This is a genomic window from Nocardia sp. JCM 34519.1, from assembly GCF_020361265.1.
Classification (GTDB): domain Bacteria; phylum Actinomycetota; class Actinomycetes; order Mycobacteriales; family Mycobacteriaceae; genus Nocardia; species Nocardia arthritidis_A.
Window position 1 is genome coordinate 180,887 of sequence record NZ_JAIRBR010000008.1, and the last position, 17,367, is coordinate 198,253.

The 17,367-nt window shown below is 67.3% G+C and carries 17 protein-coding genes; 5 read left to right on the forward strand and 12 right to left on the reverse strand.

Features of this window, described 5'->3' with window-relative positions:
* Nucleotides 1-11: 11 nt before the first annotated feature.
* Nucleotides 12-1,205 carry an amidohydrolase family protein gene (locus LGY53_RS21355; protein ID WP_225728458.1) on the reverse strand — a complete coding sequence of 398 codons (1,194 nt, stop codon included), beginning with the start codon at nucleotides 1,203-1,205 and terminating at the stop codon, nucleotides 12-14.
* A 77-nt stretch (nucleotides 1,206-1,282) separates the two neighbouring features.
* Between LGY53_RS21355 and LGY53_RS21360 the strand changes: the two genes are divergently transcribed.
* Nucleotides 1,283-1,879 (forward strand): TetR family transcriptional regulator, encoded by a 597-nt coding sequence (locus LGY53_RS21360; RefSeq protein WP_225728459.1) that lies wholly within the window; start codon nucleotides 1,283-1,285, stop codon nucleotides 1,877-1,879.
* Nucleotides 1,880-2,078: 199 nt separating this feature from the next.
* On the opposite strand, the gene LGY53_RS21365 is transcribed toward LGY53_RS21360, so the two are convergent.
* Nucleotides 2,079-3,572 (reverse strand): NAD(P)/FAD-dependent oxidoreductase, encoded by a 1,494-nt coding sequence (locus LGY53_RS21365; RefSeq protein ID WP_225728460.1) that lies wholly within the window; start codon nucleotides 3,570-3,572, stop codon nucleotides 2,079-2,081.
* A gap of 171 nt (nucleotides 3,573-3,743) precedes the next feature.
* On the opposite strand from LGY53_RS21365, the gene LGY53_RS21370 reads away from it, so the two are divergent.
* Complete coding sequence (locus tag LGY53_RS21370) at nucleotides 3,744-4,157, forward strand: helix-turn-helix domain-containing protein (protein WP_225728461.1); 414 nt, start codon at nucleotides 3,744-3,746, stop codon at nucleotides 4,155-4,157.
* Between the two features lie 40 nt (nucleotides 4,158-4,197).
* Here LGY53_RS21370 and LGY53_RS21375 read toward each other — a convergent pair whose 3' ends face one another.
* Together LGY53_RS21375 and LGY53_RS21380 are read right to left on the reverse strand one after the other, a co-directional pair.
* Nucleotides 4,198-4,794 (reverse strand): ClpP family protease, encoded by a 597-nt coding sequence (locus tag LGY53_RS21375; protein WP_225728462.1) that lies wholly within the window; start codon nucleotides 4,792-4,794, stop codon nucleotides 4,198-4,200.
* Nucleotides 4,791-5,396, reverse strand: a complete 606-nt coding sequence (locus LGY53_RS21380) for a ClpP family protease (RefSeq protein WP_225728463.1) — start codon at nucleotides 5,394-5,396, stop codon at nucleotides 4,791-4,793. The genes LGY53_RS21375 and LGY53_RS21380 overlap by 4 nt, the downstream gene beginning before the upstream one ends.
* Nucleotides 5,397-5,638: 242 nt before the next feature.
* On the opposite strand from LGY53_RS21380, the gene LGY53_RS21385 reads away from it, so the two are divergent.
* Nucleotides 5,639-6,388: a hypothetical protein gene (locus LGY53_RS21385; protein WP_225728464.1), complete on the forward strand. Its 750-nt coding sequence runs from the start codon at nucleotides 5,639-5,641 to the stop codon at nucleotides 6,386-6,388.
* A gap of 175 nt (nucleotides 6,389-6,563) precedes the next feature.
* Nucleotides 6,564-7,877 (forward strand): hypothetical protein, encoded by a 1,314-nt coding sequence (locus LGY53_RS21390; protein ID WP_225728465.1) that lies wholly within the window; start codon nucleotides 6,564-6,566, stop codon nucleotides 7,875-7,877.
* Nucleotides 7,878-7,881: 4 nt separating this feature from the next.
* On the opposite strand, the gene LGY53_RS21395 is transcribed toward LGY53_RS21390, so the two are convergent.
* The gene (locus LGY53_RS21395) at nucleotides 7,882-9,264 is read right to left on the reverse strand and encodes an amidase (RefSeq protein WP_225728466.1); all 1,383 of its coding nucleotides are present in this window, start codon (nucleotides 9,262-9,264) and stop codon (nucleotides 7,882-7,884) included.
* Between the two features lie 128 nt (nucleotides 9,265-9,392).
* On the opposite strand from LGY53_RS21395, the gene LGY53_RS21400 reads away from it, so the two are divergent.
* On the forward strand, nucleotides 9,393-10,103 hold the full coding sequence (locus LGY53_RS21400; RefSeq protein WP_225728467.1) for a Mut7-C ubiquitin/RNAse domain-containing protein: 711 nt from the start codon (nucleotides 9,393-9,395) through the stop codon (nucleotides 10,101-10,103).
* Nucleotides 10,104-10,164: 61 nt separating this feature from the next.
* Here the strand turns inward: LGY53_RS21400 and LGY53_RS21405 are convergent, their stop codons facing one another.
* The 7 genes from LGY53_RS21405 to glpK form a co-directional block, all read right to left on the reverse strand.
* A complete protein-coding gene (locus tag LGY53_RS21405) occupies nucleotides 10,165-11,355 on the reverse strand; it encodes a cytochrome P450 (protein WP_225728468.1) in 1,191 nt (396 codons plus the stop codon).
* Between the two features lie 41 nt (nucleotides 11,356-11,396).
* The gene (locus tag LGY53_RS21410) at nucleotides 11,397-12,677 is read right to left on the reverse strand and encodes a cytochrome P450 (protein ID WP_225728469.1); all 1,281 of its coding nucleotides are present in this window, start codon (nucleotides 12,675-12,677) and stop codon (nucleotides 11,397-11,399) included.
* A complete protein-coding gene (locus LGY53_RS21415) occupies nucleotides 12,674-13,294 on the reverse strand; it encodes an ATP/GTP-binding protein (RefSeq protein WP_225728470.1) in 621 nt (206 codons plus the stop codon). Before LGY53_RS21415 ends, LGY53_RS21410 begins: the two co-directional genes overlap by 4 nt.
* Nucleotides 13,275-13,652 (reverse strand): DUF742 domain-containing protein, encoded by a 378-nt coding sequence (locus tag LGY53_RS21420; protein ID WP_167472680.1) that lies wholly within the window; start codon nucleotides 13,650-13,652, stop codon nucleotides 13,275-13,277. The genes LGY53_RS21415 and LGY53_RS21420 overlap by 20 nt, the downstream gene beginning before the upstream one ends.
* Nucleotides 13,653-13,665: 13 nt before the next feature.
* On the reverse strand, nucleotides 13,666-14,082 hold the full coding sequence (locus tag LGY53_RS21425; RefSeq protein ID WP_225728471.1) for a roadblock/LC7 domain-containing protein: 417 nt from the start codon (nucleotides 14,080-14,082) through the stop codon (nucleotides 13,666-13,668).
* Nucleotides 14,079-15,446, reverse strand: coding sequence for a sensor histidine kinase KdpD (locus tag LGY53_RS21430; protein WP_225728472.1), 1,368 nt, complete (start codon nucleotides 15,444-15,446; stop codon nucleotides 14,079-14,081). The genes LGY53_RS21425 and LGY53_RS21430 overlap by 4 nt, the downstream gene beginning before the upstream one ends.
* Before the next feature lie 203 nt (nucleotides 15,447-15,649).
* Nucleotides 15,650-17,158, reverse strand: a complete 1,509-nt coding sequence (gene glpK / locus LGY53_RS21435) for a glycerol kinase GlpK (protein WP_225728473.1) — start codon at nucleotides 17,156-17,158, stop codon at nucleotides 15,650-15,652.
* Nucleotides 17,159-17,367 lie beyond the last annotated feature (209 nt).

Genomic DNA, 17,367 nt, shown 5'->3' on the forward strand with positions numbered 1-17,367 from the left:
GCATCGAATCTTCAACGATACAAATATTCTCCACCGCGCCAGATCCCCGCGATGTCCAATGTGGCGTCGATATTTCGGCACGGATCGCCGCTGACGAGCAGTAGGTCGGCGCGCAGGCCGGGTGCGATGCGACCGCGGTCCGCCAGACCGAAGCGCTGCGCGGGCGCGGCGGTGGCGGCATGTAACGCTTCTGTCGGTGAAAGTCCCGCGGTGACAAGTAGTTTCAGTTCGCGATGTAGGCCGATGCCGTGCGCTGGACGGGATCCGTTGGCATCGCTGCCCGCGAGCAATGATACTCCTGCCGCGCGCAATCGGCCGACGGTATCCGACGCCGCGGCAAGGTCGTTACGGGCCGTTTCCGGGAAAGTGTAAGCGGGCCAGGCTAATCCGGCGCGCGACTGTTCATCGAGGTACGGCGCGACGCGCGGGTCATCCAATAATTCGGCCCCGTCCGGCGTTTCGAATAGATTCCGCAAAGCGATGAGTGTCGGGATGACGAAAACACCTTGTGCGGCAATCATTTCCGGGACTTCCGGACTCGCCTGTCGATCGACGAAAACGTGTGCGAGGCCGTCGATTCCGGCAGCGACCGCGGTGCGGGTATCGGCTTCGGTCAGCGTGTGCGCCAGCGCGAGCAGATCGCGCCCGTGTGCCGCGTCAGTCAGTGCGCGGACGGTGTCGGCGCGCAGGGTTGGGCGTGACGTCCCGACCGTAATACCGTCGTCCATCAGGATTTTCAGGTAATCGGAGCCCTCGGCCACCCGGGCCGCCACGAACGTCTCCGCCTCGTCCGGATCGGTCAGGGTCGGGAACGGTGCGATATATCCGGCCTCGACCAACCACCACGGATATCCGCCGGGCACGGTCGCGCCGGTACCGGCCGTCCGCAGATCCGCCAGATCGGTGCGGCGTTCGGCTTCGGCGCGCAGCTTGGCCGACTCGGTCGGATCGGAAAGCAGGTCGAGCACGGTTGTCACACCGAATTTCAGCGCCTGCTCGAGACTGCCGGGGAAGGCGTGGGCGTGCGCGTCGATCAGGCCGGGCAGCAGGGTGTGCCCAGTGCCATCGATCCGTTCGGCTTCCGGCGACGCGGCGACATCCGCGCCCACCTCGGCAATCCGCCCCGCTCTGACCAGCACGGATGTTGGGGGAAGTACTAGGGCGCCGTCGAATACGCGCACATCGTGGATCACGAAATCAGACAAGATAGGAACCTCAATTTATACATACTCCAGCGCACGTAAATTTACATACGTTCGCGTACGTATGACAAGATGGTTCGGTGCGACGTTCGACCGAAGACGCGGCCCGCACGCGGGCCGCGCTGATCGATGCGGCCCTGCGGGTGTTCGCCGAACGGGGATACACGGCGACCACGCTGGCGGCGGTCTCCGAGCGCGCCGGGGTCACCAGAGGCGCGGCCTATCACCACTTCACGGATAAGGCGGCGCTGTTCCTCGCCACCGTCGAAGAGGAGTGGACGCGGGCCGCCGAACCAATCTGGGCCCACCTGGACGAGCCGAATGTGCCACCGCTGGAACGGATCCGGCGCTATCTGGTGGCGTTCTACACCGCGCTCGAACGCGATCGCCGGGTGCGCGACATCCTGATGATCACCAGCTACCGAGTAGAGGCCCTGCCCGAACTCGACGCGGGCCTACGCGGCAAACGAGATATGATGCGGCGCTGGGTCTCTCAGCTCGCGACGGTACTGAGCGACGCCGAACTGCGCGACGGCGTCGACGCGGATACCGCCGCGCTGGCGATCGTCGCCCAGATCAACGGCGTCATCGTGACCTGGTTCGCGAACACCGATCTATTCTCACCCGCAGCGCGCGCCGACCAACTGGCCGACACCGCACTCAACGGAATCCATTGAGCAAACGCATTCCTCGGCTGTCCGACGGGCGGCGCGGTGGCGGATTCCGATGTGACCGAGATGACGCGGTCGGGCAGACCGGCCCCGCGCATCGCGGTGACCCAGCCGCTTCAGCGTGGCGAGGGCGGTGTGTCCGTCCGGCCCGAGCGCGTCGGCGAAATGACCGGGCGCACAAGAGATCCGGTGGACATGACCGTCCCTAAGCGATGCGGGATCCGGCGAGTGACTGGTGGTGGGCGGTGGTGAATTCGAGGACGCCGTCCTCGATCGCGCCCTTGCGCAGCAGGGTTCGGTCGCGGAAGTAGTTGTTGATGACCTGCCATGGGCCGCGGACGCCCTGGCGGGGCATCACGTCTTCGCCGCGTTTGATGTAGCCGGAGGTGAGGGCGCCGCCCATCAGTGACTGATCGGAGCGGTCGCCGTCTTGGGCCACCGCGACGAATTTCGTGTAGCCGCGCGACCGCATGTGGTTGAGGATGCGGCAGAAGTATTGGGCGGCCAGGTCTGCCTTCAGCGTCCAGGAGGCGTTGGTGTAGCCGATCACCACCATGGCGTTCGGGATGCCGTCGAGCATGACGCCCTTGTAGGCGATGTGGTCGCGGAGGGTGACGGGTGCGCCGTCCACGGTCAGCGTCGCGCCGCCGAGCATCTGCAGCGTCAGCCCGGTCGCGCTGATGACGATGTCGGCGTCCAGTTCCTCGCCCGAGGCGAGCCGGATACCGGTTTCGGTGAACGTCTCGATCCGATCGGTGACGACCGAGGCCTTACCGCGGCGCAGCACCTTGAACAGGTCGCCGTTCGGCACGACGCACAGCCGCTGATCCCACGGGTTGTAGTCCGGCGTGAAGTGCCGCATATCGATGCCGGGGCCGACCTGCGCCCGCACCGCGGCGAGCAGCAGCCTGCGGGAGAGCGCCGGATTGGTGCGGGACAGCTGAAAACTGGCCCGCTGCAACGCGATATTGCGCGCGCGACCCACCTTGTACGCGAACGCGGCGGGCACCCGCGCCTTCTTCAGGCCGACGGCGACCGGATCGTCGGCGGGCAGCGCGGCGATATAGGTGGGTGAGCGCTGCAGCATCGTCACGTGTGCGGCGTCCCGGCTCATCGCCGGAACGAGCGTGATAGCCGTTGCGCCGCTGCCGATTACGACGACGCGCTTACCCGTGTAGTTCAGATCCGCCGGCCAGTGCTGCGGGTGCACGATCTGTCCGCGGAAGTTCTCCTCGCCGGGGAATCGCGGACGGTACCCGTTGTCGTAGTCGTAGTATCCGGTGCAGCCGACGACGAAATCGGCGGTGTAGTGCTCGATTTCGCCGGTCTGCTCGTTGTGCGCCTCGACGGTCCAGCGGTTCTCGGCGGAGGACCAGCTCGCGCCGGTGACCTTACGGCCGAACCGAATATGTTCGGTGACACCGTATTCCGCCGCCGTATCGGCGATGTACGCCCGGATGTTCGGTCCATCGGCGAGCACCTTGGTTCCGTGCCATGGCCGGAAGTCGTAGCCGAAGGTGTACATATCCGAATCGGAACGAATTCCGGGATAGCGGAACAGATCCCAGGTACCCCCGATGGCCGTGCGGCGCTCGAGGATCAGGTAACTGCGCCCGGTCTTTTCCCGGGTGAGATGGCAGGCCATTCCGATACCGGATATTCCGGCGCCGATGATCAGCACGTCGACATGCCGCGTCATTGAGGTACTCGTTTCGTCTGGTCACACCACGGGCGTCGGTGTCCGCGGACATTCGCAGAATACCTGTTATCAGCAGTAACGTCTAGTTGCTGTTGGGTTACGCCGGGCCGGCGTGTACGCCCAGAGCGTAATGGCGGGCCGCCCGCACGACCGGGGCTTTAGGCTCGGATCATGACCGAGCATCCCCGACTGCATTCGATCCCCGGCGGGCGCGACGACCGGCCGAGCCGAACGAGCCAGGACGGCGAACCGCTGTGGCGCGAGGTACTCGGGCACCAGCTGCGGACGCTGCGGAAGGAGCAGCGGGAAACGCTGGTCGAAACGGCCGGGCGGGCCGGAGTGTCGCCGCAATACCTGTCCGAGGTGGAGCGCGGCCGCAAGGAACCGTCCAGCGAGATGATCGCTGCGCTGGCGGGTGCGCTCGGCACCTCGCTCGGCGGGCTCACCGAGCAGGTGGCCGACGAACTGCGGGCCCGCCGCCGGGCCGCCATGCTCCGCTCGATGGCCGCGGGTACGGACCGTGAATTCGCCCGGCGCACACCGCAATCCGGCACCGCGCCGACGCTCATGCTGCTGGCCGCCTGATCGGACGAGCCCAGCGATCCCGTACCCGCTCGGTCGGCGCTCAGCCCAGTGCCCGCGGCTCGAGCACCCGATCCACCAGCCCGTACTCCACCGCCGCCTGCGCGGTGAACACCCGGTCCCGGTCGGTGTCGTGGCGCAGCCGCTCCACCGTCTGACCGGTGTGCTTGGACAGCACCGCCTCGATCGCACCGCGCATCCGCACCAGCTCGTCGGCCTCCAGGATCAGATCCGGAATGGTGCCGCGCCCACTGGCCGCGGGCTGCTGCAGCACGACCCGCGCGTGCGGCAGCATCGCGCGCTGTCCGGGCGCGCCGCCGGCCAGCAGCAGGCCGCCGACCGCGATGGCCTGTCCGACGCAGGTGGTGAGCACGGGCGCGTGGATGTGCTGCATCGTGTCGTAGACGGCGAGCGCCGCCGACAGATCGCCGCCCTCGCAGTTGATGTAGAGGTTGATCTCCCGGTCCGCGCTCTCCGATTCCAGGTGCAGCAGCTGCGCGATCAGCGCGTTGGCCACACCGGAATCGATACCGGTGCCGAGGTAGATGATGCGCTCGGCGAGCAGATGCGAGTAGATATCGGTGATCCGCTCCCCGCCGCGATGCTGGGCGATGACATTGGGAATGGTGTAAGTGCTCATGCCGAGATACCAATCTTGTGGCGCTGGGGCACGACCTGCCCGAACGATTCGACGATGTGATCGATGAAGCCGTATTCCTTGGCCTCGACCGCGGTGAAGTAGCGGTCGTGCAGCGAATCCTCGTAGATCCGCTCATAGGTCTGCCCGGTGTCCGCGGCGATCAGGCCGAGCACGGTCTGCACGGTGTGGCGCAGGTCATCCGCCTGCACCTCGACATCGACGGCGGCGCCGCCGATGCCCGCCGAACCCTGATGCATCAGGATCCGGCTGTGCGAGAGGGCGAACCGCCTGCCGGGTGTGCCGGAGGAGAGCAGGAACTGCCCGGCGCTGTACGCGGTGCCCATCGCCACCGTGGACACCTCGCACGGAATGAGGCGCATGATGTCGCGGATCGCCAGCATCGACGGCACCGAGCCGCCGGGTGAGTTGATCCACAGCGAGATCCCGGCCTCCGGATCCCCGGCGGCGAGCGTGAGCAGCTGGGTCATCAGCAGTGTGCCGTTGTCGTCGTCGAGCGGTCCGTCGAGCACCAGGATGCGGCGGCTGAGCAACTGTTCGCGGGAGCGCCAACTGAATAGCGGAGTCTTATCTTCCTGAGCCATGCCCCTACCGTGCCGTACTTCCACCTGGAAAATCTCGGCACGCTGCCCACAGCAGATCTGCTCACGGCAGCAATCCGGTGGACCGCGGTCCGATTCGTCAATCACCCTGTGCCGCAATCGATCCAATTTTTACCGAGTCATCCCAGCTATTACCGCTGACCAGGGGGTCGGACCGCGTTACATCCCGGTCGGTAGACCTGTTCGCGGCGACGGACCCCGTGCGGCACTGGCATGCTGGACGAGTGAACATCGCGCAAAACGCTGACGCGGCAGGGTTGCCGCGGCTGCTGGAGTCACCCGGACACGGGATTTTCCTGCGGTACGACACCCAGAACGCCGCGGACGATACCGAGGTCACCCGCATCGCATTGCGCGCGATATTCGACTTCGCGGAGCTGTTCTGCCGCCCGCTGCTCGTCGGCCTGTCCACCGCCTATTGGGAGGATGATTTCGACTGGCCGATGAGCAAACCCAAACCCGCTGCACCGTACCGGGTCCTGCGCAGCGCGCGGCCGCCGGAGGGGCTGGAGATCCGCCCGCTTTGGGCCGACGAGCAGGTCACCGTCGCCGAGGAATTGGACTACGACACGGTATCGGCCTTCGTCGCGAACTCGGTGGGGTCCGATCCGGCAGGTGTCCGGATGAACTGGGACTACCTGTGGGTCCGCGCCAGCATGGTGCGGCTGCCGTCGACCAGCCGATTGAACGAGGACGGCTCGATCTCGGTACAGGACCGCATCTGGACCCTGGACCATCCGGTCGAAAACCTCGACGGCGCGCACTGGGTGTGCGGCCCGCGGCGCAACACCCTGGACGCGCCGATCGAATTCCAGCTCGGCAGGCAGTTTTTCGAACTGTCGCTGCGCATCGCGATCCACTGGTCGATCTGGGCGCCCGGCGGCAGTGGCCACCCCCGGATCCACGCGGGTGTCGAAACGCTGCGTGCCGCGGGCTGGACGGTCGGCACCGCCGACACGCCGCCGCGTAAATAGCGGCAAACCCATTGTCCGCGTTACGAACCGGCGGCCCGGTACGTCGCCGCGATCGATGACGCGATTCTCCGCCAAATCGGCGTGCCGGGCGTGACCCGCGGTCATACTGTGATCGTTTTTCGTGGTCCGCCGAATTGTGTTCTACCCCTTCAAATTTTGAAATGAGGTAGCGCAAATGCTGCGCACGTCACGGTCGACGGCAAAATCTTTGCGCCACATAGCCTTTGCCTCAGCTCTCGCGGCGACCCTATGTTCCTGCGCCACCGATTCCGCCTCCGTCGCCGGGACGCTCGACCCCGGATTCGGCAATCGCGGCCGGGTCGGCACCGGCTTCGGTTCGCCCGCCGACGGCGCCGTCGCGGTGGCCATCGAGTTCGACGGCCGCATCGTGGTCGCCGGGTCGACACAGGATCCGGTGCACGGCAACAACTTCGCCGTCGTCCGCTACACCGCGGGCGGAAATCTCGATCGGAGCTTCGGTGACGGCGGCAAGGTATCCACCGACTTCGGCGGCCGATCCGACACCGCGGCGGCGGTGGTCTCGCAACCGGACGGCAAAATCCTGGTGGCGGGCACCAGCCAGGGCGCCGACACCGGCGAAGATATCGCGCTCGCCCGCTACACACCGGAAGGCAACCCGGACACCGGATTCGGTGCGGGCGGCAAGGTCAGGACCGATCTCGGCACACCGGCCGATCGCGGCAACGCCCTCGCGCTCCAGCCCGACGGCCGCATCGTGGTCGCCGGGTCGACCCGGGATCCGGTGCAGGGCGACAACTTCGCGCTGGTCCGCTACACCCCCGACGGAAAACTCGACCCGAGCTTCGGCGACGGTGGCCGGGTTTCCACCGACTTCGGCGGCAAATCCGATGTGGCGGCCGCGGTTACCGTGCTTAGCGACGGCCGGATCCTGGCCGTCGGCACCACCCAGGGCGCCACCTCCGGCGACGATATCGCGCTCGCCCGCTACACCCCGGACGGCAAACTCGACACCGGATTCGGTACCGACGGAAAGGTTTCCACCGATCTCGACACGCAGGCGGATCGCGGCAACGCGGTGGCGGTCCAGCCCGACGGCCGCATCATCGTCGCCGGATCCACCCAGGATCCGGCGCACGGCGACGATTTCGCGGTGCTGCGCTACACCCCGGACGGAAAGCTCGACCCCGGCTTCGGCGATGCGGGCAAGGCGACCACCGATTTCGGCGGCAAATCCGATAGCGCACGGGCGGTCGCGATCCAGGCGGACGGCAAGATCGTCGTCGTCGGCACCAGCCACGGCGCCGGGGACAATATCGCCATCGCCCGCTACAGCACCGACGGCAAACTCGACACTAGTTTCGGTGACAGCGGCCGAGTTTCGACCGATCCGGGCGGGCGGGCCGAGCACGGTAACGGTGTGGCGATCCAGCCGGACGGCCGCATCGTCGTGGCCGGCTCCGCCGGGGATCCGGCGCAGGGCATCGTGGTGCTCCGCTATCGCGATTGATCCATCAGCGTGGATCGATCGGGGTGAGCGCGGGCACACCGGCCTCGACGACGGTAGCGGCATCCAGACAGAGATCCTCGCGGAAGCGCGCCCCGATGAGCTGAATCACCTGCGGCAGGCCGGAATCCGTTCCGATCGGTACGGCAACGGCCGGGAGCCCGAGCAGATTCGCCACAACGGTCGTGCGGATCGTGGTGGGCCAGCCCGCGAGCCATTCCGGGTCGAGTTCCGCAGCCACCGGGAAGGCCGGTGCGGTGGCGATCGGCGCGAGGATCAACGGTGTGGCCGACAGCATTTCGTGCCAGGCGCGGGCGATCTCGGCGCGCTCCAGCATCGGATCGAAGGACCGCCGTCCCTCGGCCCGCTCCCATTGCGGCGTGAAGGATGCCCAGAACTGGATAAAGCCCTGGGAGACAATGGTTTCGATGGGCCGACTCGCGTCGGGCAACCGTCCGTGCGCCAGCATGAGCTGGGTATAGATCTCGGCTGCCCTATCCAGCGCGGGCAATCGGCCTTCCTCGACGACATACCCTGCGGCATCGAGTAATTCACCGGCGCGGGTGAGCGCCGCCCACACCGTGGGGTCCGCCTCGGGTTCGACCGCGAGCAGCACCTTGATCGGCTGAGCGAGCGGTGGGCCCGTCAGCGGCACCGGCACATACCAGCTGTCGCCCCCATCTCGACCGCACATATGCGTATACGCCAGGCGTAGGTCGCGGACACTCCGCGCGATCGGACCGTGCACGGCGAGCAGTTGGAATGCGAACGGAGCCGGTTGCCACGCAACCGATCCCACCCGCGAGACCCGACCCAGCGAGGTCTTCAATGCGGCGACCCCGCAGCATTGGGCGGGCCAGCGCAGCGAGCCGGCGCCGTCGTTGCCCATGCCGAGCGGCACCATACCGGTAGCCACCGCGACGGCGTCGCCGCCGCTGGACGCGCCCGGGGTATGCGCCGCCGACCACGGGTTACGCGTCGGACCGTGCAGGTCACCGTCGGTGTGCCAGCGCATTCCGAACTCCGGCATATGGCCGCGCCCGACCGGAATCGCGCCCGCCGCACGCAATTCCGCGATATGTGGAGCGTCGTCTTCGACAATCGCGTTGCGCAGCATCGCAATTCCATGCGTTGTCGCCGAACCTGCGACATCGATATTTTCCTTCACCGTCATCGGAACCCCGCACAGCGGCCCGGCCTCGGCACCGTCATCGATCGCCGCGGCGGCCCGCAGCGCCGACTCGCTCGGCACCGATGTCACCGCGTTGACCACCGGATTCACCGCGTCGATCCGGGCCAGATGCGCGGCGACGACCTCGCGCGCCGACACCGCACGCGTACGCACCAGCCGAACCAACTCGACCGCGTCCAATGTCCATAACTCCGACATCACCGCCTCCTTCAACCCGAAGCTACGACGGATTTTCCGGAAATCGCAGACTTGTCTTTCCGTTTCCCCTCAGCCGCAACCGCGAAATAGCCTGGGCGACGGCGCGCCTCACCTGGCATGCTGGCGGCGTGGGCTCCGGGGAGATAACGGTCGAGGTGGCGGACGAGTTGCTGGTATTCGTCGGCCAGCGGGGCGGGCGATTCGGCGCTCGGGTGGACGGGGTTTCGACGCTCGGGCATGTCGTCGAGGCATTGGGGATGCCGCTCACCGAGGTGGGCGCGCTCGCCGTCGACGGGGCTGCGGTCGCGGTGTCGCATATTCCGCGCGCCGGACAGAAGGTGACGGTCGGTGCGGTCGCGCGCCCGCAGCGGTATACCGAACCGATCCGGTTCCTGCTCGATATCCACCTGGGGACGCTGGCGCGGCGGCTGCGGCTGCTCGGCATCGATGCGGCGTACGAGAAGCCGGATATCGGCGACGCGGCGCTGGCGCAGCACTCGGCCGCCCAGCACCGGATACTGCTCTCCCGCGACCGCGGCCTGCTGCGCCGACGCGAAATCTACGCGGGCGCATACGTTTACAGCCACCGCCCAGACGAACAGCTCGACGACGTACTCTCCCGATTCGCACCGGAACTACGGCCGTGGACCCGCTGCACCGCATGCAACGGACTCCTGCGCGCCGCCGACAAACACACCCTGCGACTGCCCGACCAAACCGGCCAGACCTACGACTCCTTCGCACAATGCGTCGAATGCGACCACGTCTACTGGAAAGGCGCGCACCACGCGAGCCTGGACTCGATCGTGGCACGCGCCATGGCCAGATACGGCGACTAGGCGAGTGCCTCGCACAGGAGCTCGGCCCGGCGCGGGCTGCGGACGGCTTCGCCGACAGCGCCTATCGGGCGAGGTATACGGGGAAGGCGGCCAGGTCGTTCTGCGTGAGCACCGGCAGGTTCCGCAGTTCCGCGGACGGCACCGCCAAGCGCAGGTCCGGGAAACGTTCGAAGAGCGCGGGCAGCGCGATGACCGCCTCCAACCGGGACAGCGCCGCGCCGGGGCAGACATGCGGTCCGTAGCCGAATGCCAAGTGCCGGTTGGCCGTTGGCCGGGTGACATCGAATTCGTCGGCATCCTCGCCGTGCACGGCGACGTCGCGGCCGATCGCGCGGTAGGACATGACCACACCGTCCCCCTTCGGGATCACCGTATCGCCGACGGTGATGTCCTCGGTGGCGAAACGCATCAGCAGATGGGTGGTCGGCGTATCGAAGCGCAGGGTCTCCTCGACCACCTGCTTCCATTCGACATCGCCCGCGCGGACCTTGGCCAGCTGCGCCGGATCGCCGAGCAGCGCGCGCACCGCGTTGAGGATCAGCCCGACGGTGGTCTCGTGCCCGGCGGCGACCATGGCCTTCAGGTTGCCGATCACCTCTTCCTCGGTCAACCGGGCGCCGCCGTCCTCGGCCTGGATGAGCGCGCTGGTGAGATCGTCGGTCGGTTCGGCGGTCTTCGCCCGCACCAGTTCGGTGAAATATTCGTGCTGCATCTGGATGATCGCCAGCCGCTCGTCCTGCGGCGTGAGCAGCGAGAAGAACTTCTTGTACGAGTCGAGCAGCATCGGGTGGTCCGCGCGATCGACCCCCATCAGCTCGCTGACCACCCGCATCGGCAGCGGATAGGCGAATGCCGTCTTGAGATCGACCACCTCGCCACCAGCCGCCGCGGCAGCCAGGTCGTCGAGTAGTTCGGCGGTGAGCCGCTCGATGGCCGGGCGGATGTCCTCGAGCCTGCGCGGCGTCAGCGCCTGGGTGGTCTTGATGCGTAGTCGCCGGTGCTCGGGGCCGTCGACGGTGAACATGGACCGGCCGGCGTTGATCATGCCGATCAACGGCCACTGCTCGGTCACCTCGCCGCTGGCCCACAGCGACCAGGCGTTGATGTCCTTGACCAGCCTGGGATCCACCAAAAGCTCTTTGGCCAAGGCGGTTTCGGTGATGGTCCAGGCCTGGACGCCGAGCAGATCGATCCGCGTGATGGGGCCGGCGGCGACCAGTCGCGCGGTCTCCCCCGCCAGATCACCCACCATCGGATCGATCGCAATCGGCTCTGCGTGTGGGCAACTTTGAGTCACGGTGTACCTCCGACGGCACGAACAGGGGTGAAACGAACGGGAAGTGAAGTCATACCGCGGAGGAAGGCCGACGGCCGCCGGACCAGATTCTGTGCGGGCACCGCGAGATCGATATCGGGCAGCCGGTCCAGCAGCACCTCGATACCGGTGCGCGCGATGATCTCGGCGATCTGCTGCGCCGGGAACGGGCAGCGGTATTCGCCGTAGCTGAACGCGAAATGCGCGCTGTTACCGGAGCTGATCGCCTCGGCGCTACCGGAAAGATGTTGGCGCACATGTGGATCCGCATTCGCACCGGCCAGGCCGAGCAGCAGCAGATCGCCGGCGCGAATCACCTTGTCCGCCAAGCGGGTATCGCGCGCGGCCCAGCGTCCGGCGAGGATCTGGGTCGGGGTGTCCTCCCACAGCACCTCGTTCATCGCCTCACCGATGCTGCGCCTGCCGCCGCCGAGCGCGGCCGCGAACCGATCGTCGGTGAGCATGAGCCGCACCGAATTACCGATCCAGTCGGAGGTCGGCAGATGACCGGCGGCGGTGATCGCCTGCAGGTCGTTCATGTACTCCTCGTCGGTAAACGGCGCCGGATAGGCGAGCATCCGCGAGGTGAGATCGTTACCGGGCCTTGCCTTCTTGCTCGCCAGCAGCCGCTGCATATGTTCGGTGAAGCGCAGGTAACCGGCGTGCGCGTCGGCGCCGCCGTCGGCGAGCGCCTGCATCGACCAGGCCAGATCCGGCCCGTCCTCGTCCGGGAAACCGAGCACCCTGGCCAGGGTGAGCACCGGCAGCGGCACCGCGAAATCGGCAACCAGGTCGGCCTCGCCGCGGCCGCAGAACGAATCGATCAGCCGATCCGCCAATTCCTCGCAGTCGCGCCGCAATTCGAACGGATCCACCGATTCCAGCGCGGGCTCCACCATCGCGAGATGTCGGCGATGTTCGGCACCCGCGGTGAAGTAGATCGACGGCCGGGGCGTGCCGACCATCGGCAGCAGCGGCCAGTCCTCCGGAATGTTCGGCCACTGATTCCACAGAGCCACATCGCGCGGGAACAGCTCGGGATCGCTTGTCACCTGGTGCAATTCGCGATATCCGATGACCAGCCAGGCCGGGATGCCGCCCGGAAGTTCTACGGCGACAACGGGTCCGTGATCGCGGCGCATCTCGCGGTAGAGGTGATGCGGGTCGGTGTGGAAGCGCGGGCCGCTCAACGGCACCGCATTCCCGTGTGCGACGGGGCACTGCTTGGCGCCCGCCTGCGCGGGGCTCGGCGTTGTCATGAAATCGTCTCCGGTCGGGTGTCGGTGCGGGCCGCGTAGATGTGTTCGACCAGGGTGATCAGTACCTCTTTGCAGGATTCGCGGGATCTGGCATCGCACACCACCAGCGGCACCTGCGGATCGAGGTCGAGCGCGTCGCGCACCTCCTCCGGCCGGTGCGTATCGCCGAAGTTGTTGCACGCCACAATGAATCGCGTCCGCTGATGCTCCAGCCGGTCGATCGCGTACCAGGAGTCGGCGATCCGGCGCTGATCCACCAGCACGATGGCGCCGAGCGCACCGGCGAACAGCCGGTCCCACAGGAACCAGAAGCGTTCCTGCCCGGGCGCGCCGAACAGGTAGAGCACGTTCTCGGCGTCGATGGTGATGCGGCCGAAGTCGAAAGCGACGGTGGTGGTGTTCTTTCCCGGCGCACCCGTCGGATCGTCCACGCCGACACCCATATTCGTCATCGTCGCCTCGGTGTCCAGCGGCCGGATCTCGCTCACCGAACGCACCATGGTCGTCTTACCGACGCCGAAACCGCCGACGATGACGATCTTCAGTCCATTGCTGGTGCTGCTGTGTAGCGGTGCGTCGGCGCGGGCAGGCCGAGGATCAAAGACTGCGGAGTCCAATGAGCACCTTCTCGAGTGTCGATGCGTCGGGCAGCGTCTCCCACGGCATGCCCGGTGAATTCACCCGGGCCTGCGGATGGCGGGCGGAGATCTTGCCCGCGTGCAGCAGATCCGACAGCAGGATGGTGGTGATGCCGACCGGCAGCCGCAACTCGGCCGCGATCTCGACGACGGCCGTCGGGGCCCGGCACATATCGAGGATGGCGACATGTTCGGATTGCATGCCCGGCACCGGTTCGCATTCGCTGACCACCAAGGTGACCAGGTCGAAGGCATCGGAGTCCGGCCTGCTGCGGCCGCCGGTCAGCGTGTAGAGCCGGTCCGGGTCGTCGTCGCGCCCGGGTCTGCCCCTGGTCACGGCATACTCCCGGTCACCGGGTACCCGCGCCGGTCACCCGAGGCGCGGCGGACAGGTGGTCGCCGAGCTGTTCCACCAGCTCGCGCATATTGTGCCCGACCAGGCCCGCATCGGCATCCTCCGCGGCGATCACCGCGATATGCGCGCCCCTACCGGCCTCGACGATGAACAGGATGCCGCCGTAGAACTCGGTCATGGATTGGCGGACGCCGCTGCGGCCGTCGCCGAATTCCACCGACGCACCGTGCGAGAGGCTCTGGATGCCCGCCGCGATGGCGGCGAGTTGGTCGGCCTTGTCGATGCTCAATTCCGGTGTGTGGCAGATCTTCAGGCCGTCGCTGGATAGCAGCAGGGCATGCCGGGCGTGCGGAGTCCGGGTCAGCAGTTGTTCCAGTAGCCACGTGAGTTGGGCCGGTGCGGACGTTGTCATCGATCGTTCTCCACGGTCGGGGGCGGGGCGGATGGCGGCGGATCGCCCGCGTCGCGGCGCGCCATGGCGCGCTGGAACGCGCCGAGCGCCGCGGGTTTCGCGGGCGCGTCGACCGGGTCGGCGACGGCGCGCGGCGTGGCGAGCCCGTCGGGGTGCACCGCGGCCAGCGTGCTGCCGCGACGGCGCTTCGGCAGCGTCGATTCGGCGGTGGCGAGGGCGGGCGCCGCGACCGGTTCGGGGGCGGGCGCCTGCGGCGGCGGGGTGAGCGCGGCCATCGGACCGGTCTGCGAACGATCAAGGCGCGCGGTGAGATCCCTCGGCACGACGACGACCACCGCGGTGCCGCCGATCGCGGAGGGCCGGTAGGAAACGGTGAGGCCGTGCTTGCGCGCGAGGTGGCCGACCACCGCGAGCCCGAGCCGAGTGCCGGTGAGCGAGGACAGGTCCGATGCCGCGGCGCCACCGCCGGACACCGCCGATTCCGCACGGCGCAGCGCGGATTCGCTCATCACCAGGCCGCTGTCCTCGATGGTGAGCACAACGCCCGCGGGCACCTCCGCGGCGTAGACGTGCACCTCGGTGGTGGGCGGCGAGAAATTGCACGCGTTGTCGATGAGTTCGGCGAGCGCGTGCATGACGCCCTCGGCGGCGTGGCCCGCGATCGCGATCTCGGCGATGGCGCGCAGCCGGACCCGCTGATAACCGGCGACCCGGCCCATCGCGCCGCGCAGAATCGATTCCATCGCAATGGGTTTGGCCCAGCGACGGCCGGAGCGCGCGCCGCTGAGCACCGCGATGCTGTCGGCGAGGCGTCCGGCCTGCGCGGTGCGGTGATCCAGGTGCAGCAGATCCGCGAGCACCTTGGGGTCGGCGTGCCGGTGCTCCATCTCGCGCAGTTCGGCGAGCATGCTGGTGGTCATGGCCTGCATTCGGCCCGCCGCGCCCGCGAACGCGGCCATTGCGGCGGCCCTTCGGCTTTCGGTGTCCTTGGCCGCCCAGGCGTGCGCCTCGGCCGCCTCGTTCGCGGCGGCGATCGCCTCGTAGGCCGCGGTGTTCGCGGTGGCGATGGTCTCGTTGGCGGCCGCGACGCTGCTGGCGGCCTCCGCGACCGATGCGGCGGCGACCTGTTTCGCCCGCACCGCCTCACCTCGGTAATAGACGGCGGCGGTTATGGTGGCGCACAGCACAATTGCGGCAATCCCCGAACCGATGGCCAGCGGTAGGCGAAAATCGACCGGTGCCAAGAACACCGAGACCAGCACGATGACCGCGGTGACGGCCGCCGTCGTCGTCAGCACCGAATAGGGTAGGCGCGCGGCCGGCTCCCCGGATTCGCCATCCGGCGGATTCAATGACTGTGACAAGTTCCGCACTTCCGCACTCGCGCGCACCAAAGGAAAACGGGTAATCCCTTGGGCCCGTTCCAATTTCCCGGGTCAGCTCGGCAGCCCACGCCAAATACGCGGACCGACAGGCAGTTTCGAATCTCGCGCAAGAGCATAACGTTTCGGACACGGCATCGCCACTTGGGTTCTTCCCACACCCGGCGTGGCGCACAACTTTTACGTCAACGGTTCTTGCGACGCACCCAGCCGAAGGTGAGCGCGACCGCGCGCTGCCAGTTCTCGTATTCGTCGGCGCGCTCGCGCGGATCCATCCGCGGCGTCCACTGCGCGGCGGGCCGCCAATTGCGGCGCAGCCCCTCCAGATCCGGCCAGTAGCCGACGGCGAGTCCGGCCGCGTACGCCGCGCCGAGCGACACGGTTTCCGCGACGAACGGGCGCACCACCGGAATATCGAGTACATCGGCGACGATGCGCATCAGCAGATTGTCCGCGGTCATCCCGCCGTCGACCCGCAGCGTGCGCGCCTGCAGCCCGGAGTCGGCGTTCATCGCGTCGACCACCTCGCGGGTCTGCCAGGCGGTGGCCTCCAGCACCGCACGAGCCAGATGCCCCTTGGTGATATAGGAGGTGAGCCCGACGATCACGCCGCGCGCGTCGCTGCGCCAGTGCGGCGCGTACAGCCCGGAGAACGCGGGCACGATATAGCAGCCGCCGTTGTCTTCGACCGTCGCGGCGAGGGTTTCGATCTCCGGCGCGCTGGCCACCAAACCGATATTGTCCCGGATCCATTGCACCAGTGAGCCGGTCACCGCGATCGGCCCCTCCAGCGCGTACACCGGTTCCCGTTCGATCTGATAGCCGATGGTGGTGAGCAGTCCGTGTTCGGAACGCACCAGTTCGCTGCCGGTGTTCATCATCAGGAAGCCGCCGGTGCCGTAGGTGCATTTGGTTTCCCCACGCGCGAAACAGGTTTGCCCGAACAGCGCGGCGTGCTGATCGCCGAGCGCCGCCGCGATCGGGATACCGGGCACCACGGTGCTCGTCTTTCCGTATGGCGCGGTGGAGGCCTGGATTCGCGGCAGCATCGCCTCCGGAATTCCGAAGAACGCCAGTAATTCCGAATCCCACTGGAGGGTGGACAGATTCATCAGCAGCGTGCGGCTGGCATTGGTGACATCGGTCAGGTGGACGCCGCCGTCGACGCCGCCGGTAAGGTTCCAGATCAGCCAGGTTTCCATGGTGCCGAACAGCACCTCGCCGCGTTCGGCGCGGTCCCGCAGCCCCGCGCTGTTGTCCAGCAGCCAGCGCAGCCGCGGCGCGGCGAAGTAGGTGGCCAGCGGTAGGCCGCATAGCTCCCGGATACGTTGCGCCCCAGGTTTTTCCGCGAGTTCGCTGACCAGTTCCTCGGTGCGCACGTCCTGCCAGACGATGGCGCGGCGGATCGGGACGCCGGTGCGACGGTCCCACACCACGGTGGTCTCCCGCTGATTCGCGATACCGATGGCCGCGACCTGATCGGCGGTGATCCCGGAATCGCGCAGCGCCTGCGGCACAATGCGTTCCACATTGCGCCAGATCTCCATCGCGTCCTGCTCGACCCAGCCGGGCCGCGGATAGCGCTGCTGATGCTCGCGCTGGGCCACGCCCGCGAGGCGGGCGCGTTGATCGAACAGGATGCACCTGGTGGAGGTGGTGCCCTGATCGATCGCCAGCACATACTGTTGCGCCATCTGTTTTTCGCTGCCTCTCTATCGGCGATCCCGTCGTCCCGGCTCGGTGGCGATCCGTCGTTCGGATGTCGTCCAGTCGGCTTGGTCACAATTCGGCCAACTCGGCCGAAATTCCGCTATACCGAAGCTGTCACGATTCCGTGGTTCGTGCGGGCACAGGGGCCCGGGCGATTTCGTTGGGAACTATCTGAAATTATTTGCTGGCCAAC